The organism is Niveispirillum irakense DSM 11586, from assembly GCF_000429645.1.
Classification (GTDB): domain Bacteria; phylum Pseudomonadota; class Alphaproteobacteria; order Azospirillales; family Azospirillaceae; genus Niveispirillum; species Niveispirillum irakense.
Genome location: NZ_AUCG01000002.1, coordinates 105,453 through 126,936 on the forward strand (window position 1 = coordinate 105,453; position 21,484 = coordinate 126,936).

Annotated in this window: 16 protein-coding genes; 6 read left to right on the forward strand and 10 right to left on the reverse strand. The window is 66.3% G+C overall.

Going from position 1 to position 21,484, the window contains the following annotated elements:
- From addB to G473_RS0101225, 5 genes are all read right to left on the reverse strand, one after another.
- Positions 1-2,982: a double-strand break repair protein AddB gene (gene addB, locus G473_RS0101205; RefSeq protein ID WP_029011606.1), complete on the reverse strand. Its 2,982-nt coding sequence runs from the start codon at positions 2,980-2,982 to the stop codon at positions 1-3.
- Positions 2,983-3,200: 218 nt separating this feature from the next.
- Positions 3,201-3,941: a nucleotidyltransferase family protein gene (locus G473_RS0101210; RefSeq protein WP_029011607.1), complete on the reverse strand. Its 741-nt coding sequence runs from the start codon at positions 3,939-3,941 to the stop codon at positions 3,201-3,203.
- Positions 3,942-3,962: 21 nt separating this feature from the next.
- Positions 3,963-4,994, reverse strand: a complete 1,032-nt coding sequence (locus G473_RS24440; RefSeq protein WP_051329748.1) for an aminoglycoside phosphotransferase family protein — start codon at positions 4,992-4,994, stop codon at positions 3,963-3,965.
- The gene (gene tsaE / locus G473_RS0101220) at positions 4,994-5,452 is read right to left on the reverse strand and encodes a tRNA (adenosine(37)-N6)-threonylcarbamoyltransferase complex ATPase subunit type 1 TsaE (RefSeq protein ID WP_029011608.1); all 459 of its coding nucleotides are present in this window, start codon (positions 5,450-5,452) and stop codon (positions 4,994-4,996) included. Before tsaE ends, G473_RS24440 begins: the two co-directional genes overlap by 1 nt.
- A gap of 13 nt (positions 5,453-5,465) precedes the next feature.
- Positions 5,466-6,644 (reverse strand): ATP-binding protein, encoded by a 1,179-nt coding sequence (locus G473_RS0101225; protein WP_029011609.1) that lies wholly within the window; start codon positions 6,642-6,644, stop codon positions 5,466-5,468.
- 209 nt (positions 6,645-6,853) lie between these two features.
- On the opposite strand from G473_RS0101225, the gene G473_RS0101230 reads away from it, so the two are divergent.
- On the forward strand, positions 6,854-7,876 hold the full coding sequence (locus tag G473_RS0101230; RefSeq protein WP_029011610.1) for an NAD(P)/FAD-dependent oxidoreductase: 1,023 nt from the start codon (positions 6,854-6,856) through the stop codon (positions 7,874-7,876).
- Between the two features lies 1 nt (position 7,877).
- Here G473_RS0101230 and G473_RS24445 read toward each other — a convergent pair whose 3' ends face one another.
- Positions 7,878-8,087 (reverse strand): DUF1289 domain-containing protein, encoded by a 210-nt coding sequence (locus G473_RS24445; RefSeq protein ID WP_035704896.1) that lies wholly within the window; start codon positions 8,085-8,087, stop codon positions 7,878-7,880.
- Complete coding sequence (locus G473_RS0101240) at positions 8,084-9,097, reverse strand: NAD(P)/FAD-dependent oxidoreductase (RefSeq protein WP_029011611.1); 1,014 nt, start codon at positions 9,095-9,097, stop codon at positions 8,084-8,086. Before G473_RS0101240 ends, G473_RS24445 begins: the two co-directional genes overlap by 4 nt.
- Before the next feature lie 170 nt (positions 9,098-9,267).
- Between G473_RS0101240 and G473_RS24450 the strand changes: the two genes are divergently transcribed.
- Positions 9,268-10,770: a sensor histidine kinase gene (locus G473_RS24450; protein ID WP_084437558.1), complete on the forward strand. Its 1,503-nt coding sequence runs from the start codon at positions 9,268-9,270 to the stop codon at positions 10,768-10,770.
- 92 nt (positions 10,771-10,862) lie between these two features.
- Positions 10,863-13,247, forward strand: coding sequence for a patatin-like protein (locus tag G473_RS0101250; RefSeq protein ID WP_029011612.1), 2,385 nt, complete (start codon positions 10,863-10,865; stop codon positions 13,245-13,247).
- On the opposite strand, the gene trhO is transcribed toward G473_RS0101250, so the two are convergent.
- Both trhO and G473_RS0101260 read right to left on the reverse strand, forming a co-directional pair.
- The gene (trhO, locus tag G473_RS0101255) at positions 13,244-14,164 is read right to left on the reverse strand and encodes an oxygen-dependent tRNA uridine(34) hydroxylase TrhO (RefSeq protein WP_029011613.1); all 921 of its coding nucleotides are present in this window, start codon (positions 14,162-14,164) and stop codon (positions 13,244-13,246) included. The genes G473_RS0101250 and trhO overlap by 4 nt on opposite strands.
- A gap of 51 nt (positions 14,165-14,215) precedes the next feature.
- A complete protein-coding gene (locus G473_RS0101260; RefSeq protein WP_029011614.1) occupies positions 14,216-15,796 on the reverse strand; it encodes a lysine--tRNA ligase in 1,581 nt (526 codons plus the stop codon).
- A 204-nt stretch (positions 15,797-16,000) separates the two neighbouring features.
- Between G473_RS0101260 and G473_RS0101265 the strand changes: the two genes are divergently transcribed.
- Entirely contained in the window at positions 16,001-17,812 is a 1,812-nt protein-coding gene (locus G473_RS0101265) for a patatin-like phospholipase family protein (protein ID WP_029011615.1), read from the forward strand.
- A gap of 107 nt (positions 17,813-17,919) precedes the next feature.
- Positions 17,920-18,798, forward strand: coding sequence for a hypothetical protein (locus G473_RS28835; protein WP_029011616.1), 879 nt, complete (start codon positions 17,920-17,922; stop codon positions 18,796-18,798).
- Here G473_RS28835 and G473_RS28840 read toward each other — a convergent pair.
- Entirely contained in the window at positions 18,695-19,654 is a 960-nt protein-coding gene (locus tag G473_RS28840) for a sterol desaturase family protein (RefSeq protein ID WP_051329750.1), read from the reverse strand. The genes G473_RS28835 and G473_RS28840 overlap by 104 nt on opposite strands.
- A 107-nt stretch (positions 19,655-19,761) precedes the next feature.
- Here G473_RS28840 and G473_RS24465 point away from each other — a divergent pair, with 107 nt between their 5' ends.
- Positions 19,762-21,480, forward strand: coding sequence for an acyl-CoA dehydrogenase family protein (locus G473_RS24465; RefSeq protein WP_051329751.1), 1,719 nt, complete (start codon positions 19,762-19,764; stop codon positions 21,478-21,480).
- Positions 21,481-21,484: the final 4 nt, after the last annotated feature.

A 21,484-nucleotide genomic window follows, 5' to 3' on the forward strand; every position in this document is an offset into this window, starting at 1 on the left:
TTACCCTTCCTCCCCCCCGCCGGCTGACCATTCCGCGATACGGGCCAGATGGGCGTAATCGGTGAAGCGGGGAGCCCAGGCGGGGCGGGGCTGGCTGCGATAGGGCATGGTCGGATCGTCAAAGGCTGCGATCAGCGCCAGCAGCCCGTCGCGGGCATCAGCGGCCAGTTCCGCCGTATCATCACGCAGGCGCAGGATGGTGCCGGCCGGGTCACCCCCGGTCAGACGCCAGAATTCCAAGCCATCCACTGCTGCCGGGCCGATGCCGGTAAAGCCGCCGGCCTCGGCAATCAAGGCTTCCAGCGGTAATTGCGGTGCCTTGCCCAGCCGCACCTCCTTGCCGGTGGGTGGCTGGCCGGTTTTGTAATCCACCAGCACCACGCCGCCCGTGGCGGTGCGGTCAATGCGGTCGGCCTTGGCGGTCAGGATGAAATCGCCGCCGGGGGCGGGCAGGGTGATGCTGCCCGTCACCTCGGTCGCCAGCGGCTTTGTTTCAGGGCGGCGGGCCGATTCGGCTTCCAGGAACCAGGCGGCCACCCGTTCAAACCGGGGCCACCAGAAGGCTTGCACCCCCGGCTGGTCCAGCAGGTCGCCAAAGGCCTGCCGGCCACAGGCCAGCAGTTCTGACAGGGCGTTGGGTGGCAGGTGATTGGGATGGCGCTGGATGAACAGTTCCAGCGCCTTGTGCAGGATTTCCCCCCGTTCCGCCGCGCCCGGATCGGCATCGATCGGCTCCAGCGCTTCCAGGTCCAGGATTTTGCGGGCATAGATGGCGTAGGGGTCGCGCATCCAGGTTTCGATCTGCGTCACGGACAGCCGGCGGGGCCGGGCGGTCACGGGCGGGGTGGGGGCCGGGGCCGGGCAGGGGCGTACCCGCGCCGGCCGGTCCAGGGCCTGATGGATGGCGCGGTAGCGTTCCGCCGCTACGGCAATCTCCCCCCGCCGGCCCGCCTTGGCCAACACCGTGTCCAGCCGCAGCAACCAGCGCGACGGCACGGTCGGCGTGCCATCCACCCGTTCCGACCGGGAAAGGTAAAGCGTGCGCGCACCGGTGGCCTGGGCAAAGTCATGCGCCGCCTGTCCCACCTGCTGTTCCGGCGATGGCAGGCCGAAGCGGGTGCGCATGGGGCGCGACATCCAGGGGTCGGGCGGCGGGGCGGGGGGCCATGTCCCCTCGTTCAGCCCGGCCAGCACCATCACGTCAAACTGCTGCAGCCGCGCTTCCATCAAGCCCAGGATATGCAGGCGCGGATGCAGGCCAAAGGCCGGGCGCACCGGCCTGCCTGACACCAGCACCTCCATCAGGCCGGCATAATCGCGCCCGCCCATCAGGGGATATCCGGCAGCGGCATCGCGCAATTCATCAATGAAATCCGCCGCCGCCTCGCCATCCTTGTCGCGCCATAACCGCTCGTCGCCGGGTTCTTCTTCCAGGGCGGCCATGGCTTCCGCCGCACCGACATGCAGGCGCAGCCAGTCGATCAGTTCCCGGCTTTCCCCATCCTGCACGGCGGCGACAAAGGCGCCCAGCCGTGCATCCAGCCGGTCCACCAGGGCCAGCAGGTCGGCCTTCAGGGCGGGATTGTCCAACTGGCGGCGGGAGGCATTTTCCAGCGCCCGGCGCAGCCCGTCCAGCCCGGCGGCGGGGCGGGGGCCGCGCAGCACGGCCTTTTCCAACTGGCGGCCCAGCCGGCGCAGGGCACCCGCCGCCAGCCCACCCCCGGCCAGCGGATGTTTCAGCAGCGACAGCAGCGGGATAGGGGCACCCTGCACGGCGAAATCCGCGATCACGCGCAGGAAGCTGCCCACCGGCGTCTGGGCCAGGGGGCGGCCAGCACTGTCATCCACGCTGATGTTCCAGCGCCGCAATTCCGTCGCCACCCTTCGGGCCAGATTGCGGTCGGGCGTTATCAGGGCGGCGGTGCGTTCCGGCACCTCCAGCGCTTCGCGCAGGATCAGGGCGATGATGCCAGCCTCCTCCTGCGGGGTGGTGGCGTCAATCCGGTGCAGCCCGTCCAGCGCGGCGGGGTCGATGGCTTCCATGTCGCGCCAGGCTTCCGTCGTGCCGGCGGGGCGCATGGCCTCTGCAATCAGGCGGGTACGGGCGGCGGGGCTGGCGGGGCGGATCGTGCCCGGCACCGGCCAGGGCTTCACGGCCTCGCGTTCCACCCCCAGCCGGCCCAGCAACTGTTTCAGCGCGAATTGGGGATGCGCCTCGTCCAAGGCGGCCCAAGTATCGGCGTCAATATCCTGGTCCAGGCCGGGCAGAACCACAGCCCCCTGTGGCAGCCGGGCGATGGTGGCCAGCAGGTCGGCGGCGGCGGGGATGGTGCCGGTGGAGCCGGCGGCGATCACCGGATGGTCGGGCGGGTTCAGTTCCAGCGCCTTGGCAAAGGCGGCCAGCCGGTTGTTGCGCTCCGTCGCCGGGTCCACCAGTCCCAGTTCACCCAGAATGGCCGGCCACTGGTCGATGATGATGGACAGGAAGGACAGGGTGACCTGCCAATGTTCGGCATAATCCTCCGGCACCAGGGTGCGCAGCCGGTCGAAATCCAGCCCTTCCGTCTGGGCCTGGTCCAGCAGACGCGCCAGCTCCCGCCCCAGCCGGGCGGCCTGGGCCTTGGTCTTGGCGAAATTGTCGCCGGCGGCCAGCACGGCGCGCGACAGCAGCAATTGCCGGCGTAAGGCCCCGATGGCTGGCGGCAGGTCCAGACCGCCCGCCACGCCGGCCAGCCCTTCCAGCATCAACGCCACTTCATCGGCATCCACATCGCCCAGCGGTGCCATCCGTGGCAGCAGCACGGGCCGCCCGCCGGACAGGCGCAAAAACGCCTCCCGCAGCGACCGCCCGGCGCGCGCCGTGGGCAGCAGGATGGTGAAGCGGCTCAGCGCCAGCGCATCCCCGCCCGCCCGCACCCAAAGCCCGGCGGCCAGCGCATCAACGAAGGACAGGTTTGGCGGCAGGGTGAAGATGGTGGGCATGGGGACCGGGGGCTTGGGGAAAAGGTGTCAGATGAAGCATGGCGCCACCGCAATTCTTCCGTCCTTCCCGCGAAGGCGGGAAACCATGCGACGTGGCAGCCTTCACACTATTTCCCAGTGGGAAGCGTTTGCTGGATTCCCGCCTTCGCGGGAATGACGGTGACAGAGTGGAAATGCCGGTGACAAAATATCTTTATTGCCGATGGAAGCGATGCCCCTTACGGCACCACTTCCCGGCCCGCCGGGTCGCGTAAGTGCGCATCCACCAGCGGCACGGCGTCGGGCGTGCCGACATGGTACCAGTTGCCATCATGGCGCAGCCCGTACAGCCGGCCGGCGGCTTCCGCCTCCCGCCAGATCACGCTTTGGGAAAAGGCACCGGCGGGGCGGTCATGGAACAGTTCCGGCTTCATGATGGCCACGCCCGCCATCACGAACGGGCTGACCTCACCCTCCACGCGGGAGGAAAGCAACCCGTCCGGGTCCATATGGAAATCGCCGCGCCCGTCATAGCCGATGGCGGTGGCCGTTGGCGTTACCAGCAGCAGGCAATCCATCTTCGCCGGGTCCCAGGCCTGGGCCAGCCGCGTCAGCGCGGGCACCGGCCCGTCCAGCCAGACAATATCGGCATTGATGGTGAAGAAGGGGGCATCGCCCAACAGCGGCAGGGCGTTGCGGATGCCGCCGCCGGTTTCCAGCACCTCTTTCTCGTGCGAACAGGTGATGCGGGGGGCGGGGGCGGTGCGGGCGGCCAGATGGGCGTTGATCTTGTCGGCCAGCCAGTGGGTGTTCACCACCGCCTCTTCCACGCCGGCCTGGGCCAGCCGGTCCAGCACATGGTCCAGCATCGGCTGCCCACCAACCGCGATCAGCGGTTTCGGCACGGTCAGCGTGATCGGCCGCATCCGCATTCCCAGTCCGGCGGCCAGCACCATGGCCCGCTTCGGCATGTCACCCATTCATCATTCTCCCAAGGGGCGTCAGGCCCCCTCTTTCGCCAAATTCAGAATATGCCCCACCGCGCCATCCGGGGGCAAATGGTCGGCCATGAAGGCGGCGACAGGGGCCAGCAATGGATGGCGGATCGCGTGGGCAAACTGCCCCCAGACACGGGGCAGGAAGGCCAGTTGGCGACGGCTGCCGCCCTGGGCGCAAAGCTGCGCCACCCGGCCCAGGATGCGGGCATGGCGCATCGCCCCCATCACAGCATAGCTGGCGTTGAACGCATCCGGTTCAACCCCTGGCCGGGCTGCCAGATAGCGCTGGCGCATCGCGGCCTGGATATCCGGCGGCACATCGCGCCGTGCATCTTCCAGCAGGGACAGCAGGTCATAGCTGACCGGGCCGATGCCGGCATCCTGCACATCCAGCAGGCCGCAGGCTTTCACCCCGTCGCGGTCTGGCAGCCACATCAGGTTGCCGGGATGGTAATCCCGCAGCAGCAGGCTGACCGGCAGCAGGCCCAGCACGCTTTCCAGCACCGCCCGCCACGCCCCATCCAGGGCCGTTCGGGACAGGGCCGTCAGCGGCTGGCCCGCGGCGGTGAAATAGGCATCGCCAAACAGGCCGACCTGGGCGCTGAACAGGGCCAGATCATAGCGGGGCAGGCCCGCCGCCCCCGGCTGGTCCAGCCGGAAATGGTCATGCAGGTGGATCAGCACATCGGTTGCCACCTGGTAGAGCGGCCAGGGATCGGCTCCGTTTTCCAGCAGCCGGGCAAAACTGTCATCGCCATAATCTTCCAGCAGCAGCAGCCCCTGATCGGGTGCTGCGGCGTGGATGGTGGGCGCAGACAGGCCGCAGCCGCGCAGCAGATCACAGACCTGGATGAAGGGCGGCACCTGCGCCGCACCCGCCCCTTCCGCATCCATCAGGATGGCGCTGGGCGGCGGACCTGCGGCTTGGGTCAGCCTTTCATACCGCCGGGTGGACCAGTCGGCCCCCATGGCAACCCGTTCGGCCTCCTGCCAGCCGGCATCGGCCAGAAAGCGGATGATGTCTCCTTCCCGCATCACGCCACCTCCGCCAGCCGTGCCGCCCATTTGCCCCGCCCCGTCAGGGTAGCGCGGCGGCTGTCCGGGCCGGTGATGGTGATGTCGATATCCAGCCGGTCGGGCGGCATCAGTGGTCCCAGCCGGTCCGGCCATTCCACCAGCGCGCAATCCTGCACCGCCTCCTCCCAGCCCAGTTCCACCACTTCCGCCGGGTCGGTCAGCCGATACAGGTCAAAATGCCAGAGCGGCGGAGACAGGTGATCATACTGCTGCACCAGGGTGAAGGTGGGGCTGGGCACTTCCTCTGCCGGGTCATCGGCCAGATGGCGGATCAAGGCCCGGCAGAAGGCGCTTTTGCCGGCGCCCAGATCGCCGCGCAGGGCCAGCATGTCGCCGGCCCGCAGCCAGCCGGCTACCTTCGCGGCCAGGGCCGCCGTGGCATCTTCATCGGCAAGATCAAAAACAAGGCTGGTCATCTGATACAGGCCCTTAAAACGGAAACGCCATGATGCGTTTCATGAAACCGTCGAACAAGGGAACCGTGAAGGCCGTATCACCATGGGACGGGCTGTAGAGCATCCCCTTGGCGATCAGGCTGTTGCGGGTGGGGGCCACCGTGGTGACGGGCCGGCCCAGTTTTTCGGCGATATCGCCGGACCGGTGCGGCCCCGCCCCCAGTTCCGCCATGGCGCGCAGATAGCGTTTTTCCGCAGGCGTCAGCCGGTCGAACCGGACACGGAAAAAGCTGGCATCCAGTTCGGCCAGGGCGGCGGCGGTTGCCGCCTCGGCATCCTGTTGGGTGATGGGGCTGGATCTCGCCAGATCCCAGCTATGTTTGCCCCATTCCTGCAGGAAATAGGGATAACCGTGGGTCTGTTGGATGATCTCTGCCACCGCCCCCTCGGCAAAGGCCACATTTTCCCGCTCCGCCGGGCGACACAGGGCCAGCCTGGCCGCTTCTTCATCCAACTGGTCAATCGGCACATATTCAAACAGCCGCTCCGCATAGGAACGGGCGCGCCCGGCCAGCCCCAGCAACTGGGGCAGACCAGCGGCAAACAAAGCCACGGGCAACTGGTTCTGATTGGCCCGGTGCAGGGCCGCGATCAGCGATCCCAATTGCTCTTCCCGAATATACTGCAATTCATCAATCAGGATGATGATGGCGGTCTTCTGCGCCTTGGCCGCGCGGCCCACCGTATCCAGCAGATCGACCAGATCGGTTTCCAGATCGCCCGTGCCGCCGGGGCCATCATCCCCGCCATCCAGTCCGATCTCGATATCCTCGTATTTGATCTTCAGCGCCCGCGCCAAACCGCTGACGGTGCGCAGAACCCCACTGAAGCCGGCCTTCATGGCCTCCATCCGGCTCAGCTTGATCAGGGTGGAGCGCAGCGAGGGCAACAAGGCGGCGGGAAGCGACTTGCCCTCCGGTGCCTCTATATGGACGGTTGCTATTTCCTGCGCCTCGGCATCCAATCGCACCTTGTTCAGCAGCACCGTTTTGCCGACGCCGCGCAAGCCATAGAAAATCATGCTGCGCGAAGGACGCCCGGCCTTGATACGGTTCAGCGCGATAGAGGCCCGTTCGACAATATCATCCCGCCCCGCCAGTTCAGGCGGCGGATAGCCGGCACCGGGTGCGTAAGGATTGATCCGCGGGTCCATATCAAGCGACCTTACCTTAGTTTATGAGTTTTATATAAATCATCGAAAGATTGGCATAAAGGCCATTCTGAGGAAAGTTATGTCAGTTTAACAAAATTTCATAAATTGGCATAAACTTCCTTGATGCTCATCGCCGGGGCTTGCGATTCCCGGCGAAACGGGGCACCTAGACCGGCGATCTGTCACCGGTTGCCGGAAAGTGTGCGCCAATGTCCCAGTCCCCGAACCGCCATTCCACCGATGTCGTCATTATCGGCGCCGGCCCTGTGGGGCTGTTTGCTGTGTTTGAATGCGGCATGCTGAAAATGCGCACCCATGTGGTGGATGCGCTGGACATGCTGGGCGGGCAATGCACGGCGCTTTACCCGGAAAAGCCGATTTACGACATTCCGGCCCATCCTTCCATTGATGGCGCCGATCTGATCGACCGGTTGACCGAACAGGCCGCCCCTTTCAACCCCACCTATCATCTGGGCCAGCAGGTCACGACCCTGACCCGCGAAGGCGAGGGCTGGGTGGTTGGCACCGACAAGGGCACCGTGATCGAGTGCAAAGCCGTGATCATCGCGGCCGGCGTCGGTGCCTTCGGCCCCAACAAGCCGCCGCTGGACGGGCTGGAACAGTATGAAGGCAGCGGCGTCTTCTACATGGTCAAGCGCCGTGCCGATTTCGCCGGCAAGCGCGTGGTGATTGCCGGCGGCGGCGACAGCGCCGTTGACTGGGCCAATTCCCTGTCCGAAGTGGCAGAAAAGGTGATGGTGGTCCATCGCCGGCCCAAGTTCCGTGCCGCACCCGAAAGCGTGTCGCGCATGGATGCGCTGATTGCGTCGGGCAAGATTGAACTGGTGGTGCCCTATCAGCTTTCCGGCCTGGAAGGGATCGGCGGCAAGCTGACCGGCGTGCGCGTGGCCGATCTGGATGATCAGGAAAAGGTGCTGGATGCCGATGTGCTGCTGCCCTTCTTCGGGCTGGCCATGAATCTGGGCCCCATCGCCGATTGGGGCCTGGATATGGAAAAGGGCCATATCGCGGTCGATCAGCGCACCCTGGCCACGTCGGCCCCCGGCATCCATGCCATTGGTGACATCGCCACCTATAAGGGCAAGCTGAAGCTGATCCTGTGCGGCTTCTCCGAGGCGGCCATGGCGGCGCATGCCATCCATCCGCTGGTTCATCCGGATGTGGCGCTGCATTTCGAATATTCCACCAGCAAGGGCGTTCCGGGGGCCTGAGCTAAAACCGGCCAGGGCGGCGGCGTTTCAGCGCCGCCCGCACGGCGCGTTTCTGGTCTGCCGTCATGGTCCCCCAGCCGGTGATCTCCGCCAGGGTGCGCAGGCAGCCGGTGCAGTAACGGCCGGTCCGGTCCAGGCCGCATTTGCGCACGCACGGGCTTGGCACATAATCATCCGGGTCGGGCCCATCCCGATCATTTACCTCGCTCACGCTGCCCCCATGGCGCCGGCCAGCCGGTGGCCGCTGATGAAGGCGGCCTCGGCCCGGGTTGCAAGGCACCAGTCGCCGCACAGCCCCACCCCGTTGGGCGCATCCCAGATAAAGCCGGTTTCCAGCGGTGCCAGCGGCAGCGCTTCCGGCCAGAAATGCAGGCGGGCTGCCGTGGCTGGAGCCTCCATGCCGGTCAGGGCGGTGAAGGCCGCCCGCAGCCTTTCCATCACCAGGGCGGGATCATCCTGCCGGTGCCGTATTGACCAGTCGGCAGCCGTGTGGGCAACCCAGCCACCGGGTGTGCGGCCCGGCTTGCTGCCATCATGGGCGATCCAGGAAAAAGGCCGGTCCTCGCCCCCGGCGCCAGCGATGAAGGCGGCGTCCCAGCCGGGCTTCCGCCCCTCCGGCAGGGTCAGCAGCAGGGCCCAGCAGGGGGCCATGGTGACAGACCCCACCCGGCTTGCCAGATCGGGCAGCCGGTCCCGCAGCAAGGATGCTGCGGCGTGCGGCGGCATGGCCAGCACCAGCCGGTTATAGGGTCCGGCCACGGTGCCATCCGTCAGCCGCAGCATCCAGGCGCCGGCCTCTCCCCCGATGGCGCTCACCCCTGTTTCATAATGCGGGCGGACGGTCAGCGGCAGCGCCGCTGCCAACCCGCCCGCCAGCCCCGCCATGGACGGCATGCCGACAAACCGCTCCACCGGATGCGGCTGGGCGGAACCATCGGTTTCCAGCCGGACGATATGGGCGTTCCAGCGCGCGGCCCGGCCCCGGTCCAGCAGGCCTGCCATGACCATACGCAGGGCAGGGTCACGGACGGTGACGAACTGCCCGCCATGGTCGAACTGCCGGCCGGTTTCCGTGATCTCCAGCGTCGCCAGCCGACCGCCGGGACCGGCCTCCGCTTCAAGCAAATCAACGGAAAGTCCGGACCGCCCCAGCCGGGCAGCAGCCCCCAGGCCAGCGAGGCCGGCACCGATAATGGCGGTATTGGCGGCGAAATCCGGCATGGCTGCCTTCCTGTCGGATAGCGGGGACTAGACGAAAGAACATGGGGTGAAATGGATGTCATTAACGACTTGCCAAGGGAATGACTCTTATCGTGCCCGCACGACATGCTGGTGCATGGTTTTTTCAATTTCTTTAACCCCCTCGGGATCAGCCATTGACGGACAGGACCATGCGCGATGAGGAAAGAAGGGCACCGGGCCCTGATTCCATCATCCCGTGCGAATGGCTGCGCCGCCATCCACGGGGGATGAAGGCGATTCTGGCCCTGGTCACCATCCTGCTGGTGGCGGGCTTCTTTTATCTGTTGGCGCTGGACCCGGCGCTGCAAACCCCGTCATCACACTGGCATCCCCTGGCGACGATCTGTTTCGTCCTGGCGCTTCTGGTGCCGCTGGGCGTGGCCATGCATGTCATGTGGGGGGAGGTCCGCGCCCGCCGGCGCCGGCTGCGCGCCGCCTTGGCCCAGAACCAAGCTCTGCGTCAGCAGATTGCCTGTCAGGAACAGCGGCTGGCAGCCCTGGCCCTCTCCGAAGCCAAATATCGTGATCTGTATGATCTGGCCCTGGAAGGTATTTTCACCACCGATATCGAGGGCCGCTTCCTGGCGGCCAACCCGGCGCTGGTCGCCATGCTGGGCTATGAGAGCGAGGAGGATCTGAAAGGTTCCGTCGCCAATGCCTCTGCCGATCTCTATGTCGATCAGGCCAACCGGGAGGACATCACCCGCACCCTTCTGAAGCAGGGCACCGCCGGCTCGATGGCGGTGGAAGTGCGGCGGCGGGACGGGCGCCAGCTGTGGCTGTCCGTATCGGCCCGGATCATCCGGGATGAGAATGGCCGCGCCATCGCCTTTCAGGGATCGGCCCGCGATATCACGGAGCGGCGCCAGGACCAGATCGCCCGGGAGCAGGCCCTGGCGGCGGCGGAGCTGGCCAACCGTGCCAAGACCGAATTCCTGTCCAATATGAGCCATGAGCTGCGCACGCCGCTGAACGCCATCATCGGCTTTTCGGAGATCATCGCCACCCGCGCCCTGGGGCCGGCGGGTGCCGATGCCTATGTGGAATATGCCCAGGATATCCATGCCAGCGGCACGGCGCTGCTGGATATGATCAACGATATCCTGGACCTGTCCCGGATCGAGGCAGGGCGCAAGGAACTGTATGAGCGGATGGTGGATATACCGCGTGTGATCCGGACCAGCCTGCGTCTGGTGCGGGAACGGGCGGACAAGGGTGGGATCACCCTGGAAACCGAGATGACGGAAACCCTCCCGCCCATTCGCGCGGACGAGGTGGCCTTGAAGCAGATCCTGTCCAACCTCCTGTCCAATGCGGTCAAGTTCACCCCCGCCGGTGGCCGTGTCATCTGCGGTTCCCGGGTTGGGCCCGGCGGGCGGTTTGAACTGGTGGTGCGCGATACCGGGATCGGCATGAAGCCCGAGGATATCCCCAAGGCGATGGAGCCATTCCAGCAGGTGGAAGGCACATTGTCCCGCCATGCCGGCGGTACCGGCCTCGGCCTGCCGCTGGTGGCGGCGCTTGCCCGCCTGCATGGCGGCGGGATTGAACTGGAGAGCGAGCCGGGCCGGGGAACCTGTGTCACGGTCTGGCTGCCGGCCGATCGTGTACAATCCCAACGCCATCTGTTCCGCGCTGTTGGCAGCGGCTGAAGCGATCCCGTGATCGGGCGCCACGCCGATTGACCCGGCCGCCTGCCCGCCGCACAGTGCGGAAGGGTTAACCGGATCGGGATGAAGCCGGGGTGAAGGAAAAGGAACTGCGCATCGCCCTGGTCTGCTATGGCGGCGTCAGCCTCGCCGTCTATATGCACGGGGTGACCAAGGAATTATGGAAGCTGGTCCGGGCCAGCCACGCCCTGCACGCGCCCCCCCATGGCCCCGCCCCTGTGCTGGAAGATACCGAGCAGGTTTATCATGCCCTGCTGTCCGACCTTCTGCCCGACCTGTCGTTGCGGGTGCTGATCGATGTGGCGGCGGGCGCCAGTGCCGGGGGCATCAATGCCGTGCTGCTGGCCCGCGCCCTGGCCCATGATCTGGACCTGGAACCTTTGACCCGGCTCTGGCTGGAAAATGCCGATGTCACCCGGCTGCTGACCCCTGGCCACCGCGCTGGCAAGTACAGCAAATGGTTCATGCGCCCACTGCTCTGGCTCTGGTTCCGGCGCTATACTGATCTGGCGCCTGATCAGGAGACGCGGGACAAGCTGTCACTCTTCACCCGGTCGCGTTGGTTCTCCCCGCCTTTTGATGGCGACCGGCTGATGGGTTTCCTGCTGGATGCGGCCTATGCGATGGGTGACAGCAATACCCGCCCGGAAGCCAGCCTGATGCCGCGCGGCCTGCCTTTGTCACTGCATGTCACGGCGACGGATTTCCATGGCTATACCACCCGTATCCCCGCCCATGACCCGCCGGAGGTGACGGAGCGGGAACATCGCCATCGTTTCAGCTTCCATTATCGCCGCCGGGGCGAAGGGGTGGTGGAAAGCGATTTCCGCGATGGCGATGTGCCGGGGTTGGCCTTTGCCGCGCGGGCCTCTGCCTCCTTTCCCGGTGCCTTTCCACCGGCCCAGTTGCGCCAGATCGACCGGTTGCTGAACGAGCGCGGGCAAAGCTGGGACGGACGCGCCCATTTTTTCGAGCGTAATTTTGCGGAATATCGCCGCCATGGCGCCGATCCGGAGCAGGCCAGCTTCATTGATGGATCGGTGCTGAACAACAAACCCTTCGCCGCTGCCATCGCCGCCATTGCCGGGCGCCCCGCCTATCGCGAGGTGGATCGCCGTGTCCTTTACATCGACCCCAAGCCCGCCCCGCATAACCGGCCGGGCACACGTGAAGCGCCGGGCTTTTTCCGCACCATCCGGGGGGCCTTGTCCGATATCCCCCGCAACGAGCCGGTGCGCGATGAGTTACTGACCCTGGCTGCCCGCAACGACCGTATCCGCCGCCTGCGCGGCATGCTGGAAGCCGCCCGCCCGCGCGTGACCGATCAGGTCGCGCAGGTGGTGGGAGGGGATCTGCCGCCGGCCCCCAGCATCGAACAGATCCGGCATTGGCGGGACGCGGCCAGCGTGCGCGCGGCGGCACAGGCCGGCTTCGCCTATGAAGGCTATCTGCGTCTGAAGATCGAGAACACGCTGGAAGGGCTGGCCCGGCTGCTGGCCCCCTGCCTCGGCCGGTCCGATCAGGTAGCCCAGGCGACCATGCTGGAAGCGCTGCAGGGCTGGGCGCGGCAACGCGGCGTGCTGCCTGATCGGATCGACCTGCCGCCCGGCGGGGAGGGTGAAACGGGACCGGCGGCGCCGGCCTGGGTGCAGTTCCTGCGGGATTTCGACATTGCTTTCCGGGATCGCCGCCTGCGTTTCCTGATCCGGGAACTGAACGCGATCTATCCCCTGGCCGGGCAGGGGGAACATGCCGATACCAAACCCGCCGACCTGGATGAGATGAAGCTGGGGCTTTACAACGCGCTGGAGCGGCTGCCCCGCGTGGCGGATGGGCTGGACATGTTCAATGCCGGCCAGCGCAGCGCGCTGAACCGGCTGTTGCGCGGCAATGGCGGTAATGCCCCACCGGAACCGGCGGCCCTGGATCAAGCCTTGCCGCAGATTGCCGCCGCCTGGGGGCTGGAGGCGCAATCGGCGGAAGTGGATGAGATTTTCGCCCTGGTCGGGTTGAATTATCTGGGCCCGGCGGCGCGACGCCACATTTTTGAATCCTATCTGGGCTTTGCCTTCTGGGATGTGCTGACCTTTTCCACCAGCGGCTGGGGCGAGTTGGATGAGTTCTACGCCATCAAGGTGGACCGGATCGGCCCGCCCGATGCCCGCCTGCTGCGCCGGGCGGGCGCGCCGGTGGAGTTGCGCAGCGCCCGGATGAATGCGTTCGGCGGCTTTTTCAGCCGCAATGACCGGGTGCAGGATTATGTGCTGGGCCGGCTGCATGCGGCGGAACGCTGCATCGACCTGCTGGTCGATGCCGGCGGTCTCACCCTGTCGGAAGCGCGCATCAATGCCCACAAGCTGCGGGCCTTCCACGCTATTCTGCAGGCGGAAGAAGCACGCTTCGGCTGTGACCACCCGGCCATGCGGCAGATCCGGCAATGGGTGGAGGGGTGTGGTTAACCCCGCGGCCCCAGATGATGGGCGCCGCGTTTGGCAGCAAGGTCGATCTGGCGTTGGCGTTCGCGCAGGGCGCGGCGTCTCGGTTCATCCGCACGGTCGATGCAGTGATGGCAGCTTACGCCACGCTCATAACCATCAAGGGCGCGGTCTTCCGCTGTCAGCGGGGCGCCACAGCCCAGGCAGCGGTCAATATCATCCACCGGCTGCAGGCCATGGGTCAGGGCCACCCGCTCGTCAAAGACGAAGCAGCCCCCTTCCCATAGACTATCTTCCGGCCCGATCCGTTCCAGATAGTTCAGGATGCCGCCCTTCAGGTGGTAAACCTCGCCAAACCCCTCGGCCAGCATGAAGGCGGTGGCCTTCTCGCAGCGGATGCCGCCGGTGCAGAACATGGCCACCCGGCGATGCTTGGCCGGGTCCAGCTCCCGGCGCACATAGGCGGGGAATTCGCCAAAGCTGGTGGTGCCGGGATCAACCGCGCCCTGGAAGCTGCCCAGCTTCACCTCAAACGAATTGCGGGTGTCGATCACCAGCGTTTGCGGATCGCGGATCAGATCGTTCCACTCCTCCGGCTCCACATAGGTGCCCACCTGGATTGTGGGGTCGGCGGAAGGCTCGTTGATGGTGACGATTTCCGGCTTCACCCGCACCTTCAGCCGCAGGAAGGGCATGGAAGGCGCTTCTGACCAGCGCGGTTCAATCGTGCCGATGCCGGTCAGCCGTCCCAGTTCCGCCACCACATGATGCATGGCGTCATGTTCGGCAGCGACCGTGCCGTTGATCCCTTCACGGGCCAGCAGCAGCGTGCCCTTCACGCCATGGGCGGCGCAGAGATCATGGATCGGCTGGCGCAGCGCATCCGGATCGGGCAGCGGGTGGAAGCGGTACAGGGCGGCGACGGCGACGGCGATGGACATGGGATAAACCGGGGCAAGATGGCGGGAGCCTTCCGACCCCCGCCGGTATTGTTACGCCAGCGTCTTGTCGATCAGGGCGACGGTTTCCTTCACGCCATACAGCGCGATGAAACTGCCCATGCGGGGACCGGTGGTCTGGCCCAGCAGCACTTCGTACAAGGCCTGGAACCAGGCGCGCAGCTCGGTAAAGCCGTGCTTCTTGCCCACCTCGAACACCTGATTTTGCAACTGGTCCGCCGGGGTATCGGTGGCCAGGGCGTCCAGCACCGTGCGCAGCTCGGCAATCGCCGCCCGCTCCTGTTCGGAAGGCGCGCGGTACTGTTTCGTCGGCTTCACGAAATCCTGGTAATAGGTGACGGCATAGCCGACCAGCTTATCCAGGAACGGTGCGGTCTCCGGGCTGGCACCCGGCGCATAGCGACGGATGAAGCCCCACATGACGTCGGCGCTTTCGGCATTCGCCGCGCCGGCCAGGTTCAGCAGCAGGCCGAAGCTCAGACCCGCGGTGCCCTTCACATCATTCGGCACCACGCCGTTATGGATGTGATGGACAGGGGTTTCCAGCTTCTGCGCCGGTTCCAGGGCGTCGAACTTGTCGATGAAGGTCAGGTAATCATCCACGGCGCGCGGGATGACATCGAAATAGAGCTTCTTGGCCGCGCGCGGCTTGTTGAACATATAGAGCGCCAGGCTTTCCGGCGGGGCATAGCGCAGCCATTCTTCCATCGTCAGGCCATTGCCCTTCGACTTGGAAATCTTCTGGCCCTTCTCGTCCAGGAACAGCTCGTAATTGAAGCCTTCCGGCGGGGTGCCGCCCAGGATCTTCACGATCTTGCCGGCCAGTTCCACCGACGGGATCAGGTCCTTGCCGGCCATTTCATAATCGACACCCAGCGCGAACCAGCGCATGGCCCAGTCCGGCTTCCATTGCAGCTTCACATGGCCGCCGGTGACCGGCACCTCGACCTTCTTGCCGTCCTCATCTTCAAACACGATGGTGCCGGCATCGGCATTGCGCTCCAGCAGCGGCACCTGCAACACCCGGCCCGTGGAGGGGCTGACGGGCAGGAAGGGGCTGTAGGTTGCCTGCCGTTCCGCGCCCAGCGTGGGCAGCATCACGGCCATCACCTCATCATAGTGGCGCAGCACGGACAGCAGGGCATGGTCGAACCGGCCGGACGAATACCAGTCGGTGGCCGACTGGAATTCATATTCAAAGCCGAACCGGTCCAGGAAGTCCCGCAGCATGGCGTTGTTATGGTGGCCAAAGCTCTCATGTGTGCCGAACGGGTCCGGCACCTTGGTCAGCGGCTTGCCCAGATGCTGGGCCAGCAGGTCGCGGTTGGGCACATTGTCCGGCACCTTGCGCAAGCCATCCATATCGTCGGAAAAGGCGAACAGGCGGGTGGGCACGCCAGGGGCCATGCGTTCAAACGCGCGGCGTACCATGGTGGTCCGCGCCACCTCGCCAAAGGTGCCGATATGCGGCAGGCCCGATGGGCCATAGCCGGTCTCGAACAGGACATAGCCTTTGGACGGGGCTTTGCCGCCAAGGCGCGCGACCAGTTTGCGTGCCTCCTCAAACGGCCAAGCCTTCGCCGCAAACGCCAGTTCCTGTTCGTTCATCGTCATCACCATGACAAAAGGGGAAATTGCGCCGGCACCCTAGGGCGATGGCCGCTGCCGGTCAATCACCGCCCCCGCCGGGGCGGGCATGCTTTCTTTGGGATCATTGGCCTGTGCGGCAACTATCGGGAATAGAAAACAGGTTGTACTTATTCCCGTATTTCAGACAGGATCGGACCATGCCGATGGCAAGCTGAAGGGGGCAAGGCGATGAGCGGTCTGGTCGTGAAGGCGGCAGCCGATGGCACCTACCCGATAGCGGAATTGTCCCCGCCCGTGCGCCCGCCGCCGGTGCTGCCGGGAGAGCCGTTTGAGCTGGGGCTGACCAGTGCCGGCGCCATTTCCGCCGGGGCCTATATTGCCGGGGTGATGGACCTGCTGGTCCAGGCGCTGGATGTGTGGCACGCGGCCAAGGATGATCCCGCCCTGGCAGGATTGGTGCCCGACCATAAGGTTTTGCTGCGGGTCATTACCGGTGCCTCGGCGGGCGCGATGAATGCGGCCTTGCTGGCTGTGCTGCGCGACCGGCGCTTCACCCACCATGCCACGGACCCCAATAATGGCGGCGCCGGATCGCTGGACGCGGCCACCGGCAACCCGATCTTCGACACCTGGGTCAACCGGATCGGCATCGACAAGCTGCTGGCGGACAAGGATCTGGCAGATAACAAGGCACCTTTGTCGCTGCTGGATGGCACGGCGCTGGATGTCATTGCCGGGCAGGCCCTGTCCGATGCCTGCGCCCTGCCGGTCATCCAGCGGTCCTGGCTGGCCGACCCGCTGCGGGTGATCCTGACCCAGTCCAACAGCCGGGGCGTGCCCTATTTCGTCCCCTTTGCCGGCAGTGATGCCGGGCAAGGCATGATGATGCATGCCGATCAGGCCCGCTTTGCCATCGGCGTGCCCGGCGGCCAGCCGGGCCAAGCCCCCTTCCCGGATGAATTGTCGCTGCTGGGGCCGCCGGCCCCGGCGACGGAATGGGCGCGGCTGACAGCGGCGGCCGTGGCCAGCGGTGCCTTTCCCGTCGGCCTGCCACCCCGGCAGATGGAATCCCGCCCTGCCGATTATGCCTACAAGGTCTATTTCGCGGGGGAGGATGGAAAACCCGTGGTGGCATCGCCCAAGGGGCCGGACTGGCCCCTGCCATCGGACCCGGCCTATCGCCAGCCCCAGCCCTATATCGCCATTGATGGCGGGGTGATCGACAATGACCCGTTCGGCGTGGCGCGCGACATCCTGGCCGGGGGCTGTGGTCGCAACCCGCGATCGGGGACGGAGGCGACGCGCAGCGTGCTGATGGTCGATCCGTTCCCCGCCGTGCCGGATTATGGCCCCGCCACCCTGGCGGAGATGAGCCTGCCCAACACCCTCACCAACCTGTTGAGTGTGACCAAGGGGCAGGCCCGCTTCCGGCCCAAGGATCTGATCCTGGCGAATGAGGAGGATGTGTTCAGCCGTTTCATCGTGGTGCCGAAGAAGGCGCAGCCGGTGAACGGTAAATACAGCCTGGCCTGCGGCTTCCTGGGCGGGTTCGGCGGCTTCATCTCCCGCCGCCAGCGGGTGCATGATTTCATGCTGGGCCGGCGCAATGCGCAGAAGCTGCTGATGGACCATATGGTGCTGCCGGCGGACAACCCGCTGTTCGATGGCTGGCGGGACCAGCCTTTTGCCGCCACTTATTACGCGCGGGAGGTCGATGGCAGCATCGCCCGCGATGACCGGGGCCAGCCTTTCCTGCCCATCATCCCGCTGCTGCGCGATGGCGGCGGCATCACCCTGCCGCCCGCCTGCAAAATCGCCGAACAGGTGGAACAGGCCTGGCCGACCGGCGCCGTCAATCCCGCCGCTGTCGCCGATCAGGTGGTGGATCGGACCAAGGCGCTGGCAAAATACTATACCGGTCGGCTGGGTCTGGTGGCCCGCCTGTCGGCACGCGCGGCCCTGTCGCTCTGGGGTTATGGGGTGGTGCGGTCCAAGGTGCGGACCCTGCTGACCGCCGCCAAGCAGAAATGGAGTTTGTAGCGGCGGCATAGCCATTCCCGCTGCCGGACCCGCCGGCTTTTCCCTGGACAGGCGGCGCCGGCCTGTCCAGCCTTGGGGCCTGCCCGATCCCTGACCGGAAGGCCCTGATGAACGATATGATGGCGAGTGCGCCCCCGAATCCCTGGCGACACCGGCTGTTGACCGGCGCCATCCTGCTGCTGCTGGCCCTGGTGGCGGCATTGGGCTGGGTGGACCGACTGGAAAAGGCGCTGCTGCCCCAGACCCTGGCGGCGCGGGGCGAGCAGGTGCTGGAGGAGAATTTCACCCGCGCCGCCGCTTTGTTCGCCACGGCACGGGCGGTGGATGCCGCCATCTCCGTCGCGCAATCCACGCAAGTGTCAGCCGGGGTCGGGCTTCAGGGCGGGGTGTCCCCCGGTCAGGCTTTGGACCCGATCAATGATCTGGTGGAACGGTTCGGCGCCGTGATGCTGACCGCCACGGTGGCGCTGGGCGGGGCGCAATTGCTGGTGCAGGCGGGTGACGGGTTCGGCCTCACGGTCCTGCTGCCGGCGGGGCTGGTCCTGGTGGTGCTGGCGCTCTGGGTGCCGGGCGGGGCAGGCCGGGCCGGGCGGCGGGCCGGGATGTTGCTGGTCTGGGCGGCGCTGCTGGCCAAGATCGGCCTGCCGCTGACCGTGCTGGGCACGGAAATGGTGGCCGATGCCCTGGTCACCCCCCGGATTGAGGCGGCGGACGCGCGTCTGGCAGCGCTCAACCTGCCCAGCGTGCCAGAGGCGGGAGAGGGGGAGGGCTGGCTGGATCGGCTGCGGTCCTATGGCGATGCGGCGGCCCAGCTTTCCAAGGCGTTCGCAGTGGCTGGCGATCTGGCCGATATCGTGATCGACCTGACCATCGCCTATATCGTCAAGATTGTGGTGCTGCCGCTGCTGACCCTGTGGCTGGTGGCGCGGCTGGCTGATCTGGCGCTATCGGCAACCCTGCCGCAGCGCTGGGTGGGGCGGGAATGACGGGGGCTGACAGCCCGAAGCGGAACCGTTCCCCCCGCCGCGGCAGGATCAACGTGCCGAACAGCCCGTCCCAGAAGGCAAAGACGGTGGCGAAGTTGCGGTCCACATGCGCCGGATCGGCGGAATGGTGAAGCTGGTGCATATGCGGTGACACCAGCACCAGCGACAGAAGGCGCGGATAGCGCAGGGGCACCGGGCTGTGCCGCAGATGGGTGAACAGCGTGCCCCAGACCAGGGTGAAAATATTCACGCCCAGCAGGTCCAGCGGCACCACCTTGTTGCCGAACATCGCGGCGGCAAGGCCGAAGCCCAGCCCCTGGGCCACCATATTGACCGACATATGCACCACCTGCTCCCACGGCCAGAAGCGGAAGGCGGTCAGCGGCGTCAGGACCGATGGCGCATGGTGCATCCGGTGCATCCGCCACAGGAAGGGCACGGCATGGAACAGCCGGTGGGTCCAGTAAAGGGCGAAATCACCGGCAATGAAGCCCATCGCGGCACAGGCCAGCAAAGCCGGCCAGCCGGGTGCGGCGGCCGTTTCCACCACCCCGCCCCCCATCCAGGCGCCGACACGACCGCCGGCTTGGGACAGGGCGATCAGCCACGGCGTCAGCAGGAAGGGTAAAACGGAGCCGGCCAGGAAAAGGCCGGCATCCACAGGCGCTTCGCGCAGATAGGCCCGCCAATCCACCCGGCCCGGCGGTTCCCGCCATAAGAACCAGCCGGTCGCCCCCGCCGCCAGCAGCAGGCTGGGCCACCAGAAGACCGAGGCCGGCCCGTCCAGCATATGTGTCAGTGACGCCGCCCAATCGGACAGGGCACCCCCGATCGTGAAACCTTTTTCCGCTGTCATGGCTCCAGTGTGGCAAAGCCGGGGGAAGTGGGAAAGGGCAACCTTTCCCCATCGCGTCCTTTTCCCCGTCCGGTGGATGCGTCATCCTGGGACAAAGGGGAAACGCCATGACCGATGCAGCCGATTATCCGCGCACCGCCCGCGGCAGCAATTTCTTCGACACCGATACCAACCTGATCCGGCTGCTGGAACGCCGCGCCGGCCCGGTGCTGGAACAGCATGAGGGGCGTCTGTCGGAATTTGGTGCCTGGGTCGGTGATGCGCTGGACCGGCAGGCCGAATATACCGACCGTTTCGCCCCGCCGCGCCTGGATGCCTATGACCTGGACGGCAACCGCACCGGGCGCATCATCTTCAACCCCGATTATCTGGCCTGCCATGCCGAGGCTTATCGCCGGGGTGCGGTGGGCCTGCCCTATACGGCGGAAGGGGTGGGGCCAACGGGCGCGCCCAGCCATGCCGTGTGTTTCACCATGGGCTATATGCTGTCCCAGGCCGATATCTCCATCCATTGCCCCGTCACCATGACCGGGGCGGTGGCGCATGTGCTGGACCGGCTGGCCCCGGCGGATATCCGGGGCCGCTATCTTCCCGACATGGTGCGCATGGATGGTCATGCCCTGTCCGGCGGTACCTGGGCCACTGAACAGCATGGCGGGTCCGATGTCGGCGCCACCACCACACGGGCGGAAGCGCGCAATGATGGTTATCGGCTGCATGGGGTGAAATGGTTCACCAGCAATGCCGGCTCCGGGCTGGCGCTGGCCACGGCGCGGCCCGATGGGGCGGCGCCGGACGGGCGGGGTCTCGGCTGCTATCTGGTGCCCAGCCATCTGGCTGATGGCACACCCAACCATTACCGCACCCGAAGGCTGAAGGAGAAGGCGGGCACGCTGGGCCTGGCCACGGCGGAACTGGACCTGAACGGGGCGTTCGCGGTGGAGGTGGCACCCCCGCCAGACGGGCTGAAGGCGATGATGGCGGCGCTGGAATATAGCCGCATCCACAATGCCGTCGGGTCCGCCGGCCTGCATCGCCGGGCCTTTGTGGAAGCGGCGGGCTGGGCCACCCATCGCCATGCCTTTGGCCATCCCATCCGCCATTACCCCATGGTGCAGGACCAGTTGCTGGATATGCAGATGGAGTTGGAGGCCGGCACCGCCCTGGCCTTTGAAAGCGTTTTCGCCTTCGATGCCAATCTGGCCGACCCCGATGATGGCGGTGACTGGCTGCGTCTGGTCACGGCCCTGGCCAAGTACCGCACAGCAGAGCAGGCCGTGACCGCCTGCCGGCAGGCGGTGGAGATTGTGGGCGGCAATGGCTATACGGCGGAGATGGTCACCTCGCGCCTGTATCGTGACTGTCTGGTCGTATCGCTCTGGGAAGGGCCGGCCAATATCCAGGCGCTGGAACTGCTGCGGCTGGTGGCGGGCAAGCGACATGGCGACCAGATTTTCCTGGCCCGTGTCGGCACCATCCTGGCCGACCTGCCCACCAGCCACCACGAGCCGGCGGTGGAGGAGGTGGCCGATATCCTGGAAGGGGCGGTGGAGGAATGCCGCGCCGCCCTGTCCTATCTGCGGCGCAATCCGGACCATGGCCCCCGCCATGGCCGCCGCCTGCTGACGCTGATGGCCGACACGCTGGCCGCATCGCTTCTGTGTGAGGAGGCGGTGGCCGAACTGGCCTGGGGCGACCGGCGCAAATGGCTGGTCGCCAGCCGTTTTGTGCGCAAGGTGCTGGGCCGGCTGGACCCGGTCACCGCCAATATCGACCCGGCCAACGCCGCCTTTGATGCGGTGCTGGCCTATGAGCCGGTGGATTGAGAAG

Bases quoted from the DNA above. Each gene is read 5' to 3' on its own strand.
- addB (WP_029011606.1), bottom strand. From the start codon at position 2,982: ATGCCCACCATCTTCACCCTGCCGCCAAACCTGTCCTTCGTTGATGCG.
- G473_RS0101210 (WP_029011607.1), bottom strand. From the start codon at position 3,941: ATGGGTGACATGCCGAAGCGGGCCATGGTGCTGGCCGCCGGACTGGGA.
- G473_RS24440 (WP_051329748.1), bottom strand. From the start codon at position 4,994: ATGCGGGAAGGAGACATCATCCGCTTTCTGGCCGATGCCGGCTGGCAG.
- tsaE (WP_029011608.1), bottom strand. From the start codon at position 5,452: ATGACCAGCCTTGTTTTTGATCTTGCCGATGAAGATGCCACGGCGGCC.
- G473_RS0101225 (WP_029011609.1), bottom strand. From the start codon at position 6,644: ATGGACCCGCGGATCAATCCTTACGCACCCGGTGCCGGCTATCCGCCG.
- G473_RS0101230 (WP_029011610.1), top strand. From the start codon at position 6,854: ATGTCCCAGTCCCCGAACCGCCATTCCACCGATGTCGTCATTATCGGC.
- G473_RS0101240 (WP_029011611.1), bottom strand. From the start codon at position 9,097: ATGCCGGATTTCGCCGCCAATACCGCCATTATCGGTGCCGGCCTCGCT.
- G473_RS24450 (WP_084437558.1), top strand. From the start codon at position 9,268: ATGCGCGATGAGGAAAGAAGGGCACCGGGCCCTGATTCCATCATCCCG.
- trhO (WP_029011613.1), bottom strand. From the start codon at position 14,164: ATGTCCATCGCCGTCGCCGTCGCCGCCCTGTACCGCTTCCACCCGCTG.
- G473_RS0101260 (WP_029011614.1), bottom strand. From the start codon at position 15,796: ATGACGATGAACGAACAGGAACTGGCGTTTGCGGCGAAGGCTTGGCCG.
- G473_RS0101265 (WP_029011615.1), top strand. From the start codon at position 16,001: ATGAGCGGTCTGGTCGTGAAGGCGGCAGCCGATGGCACCTACCCGATA.
- G473_RS28835 (WP_029011616.1), top strand. From the start codon at position 17,920: ATGAACGATATGATGGCGAGTGCGCCCCCGAATCCCTGGCGACACCGG.
- G473_RS28840 (WP_051329750.1), bottom strand. From the start codon at position 19,654: ATGACAGCGGAAAAAGGTTTCACGATCGGGGGTGCCCTGTCCGATTGG.
- G473_RS24465 (WP_051329751.1), top strand. From the start codon at position 19,762: ATGACCGATGCAGCCGATTATCCGCGCACCGCCCGCGGCAGCAATTTC.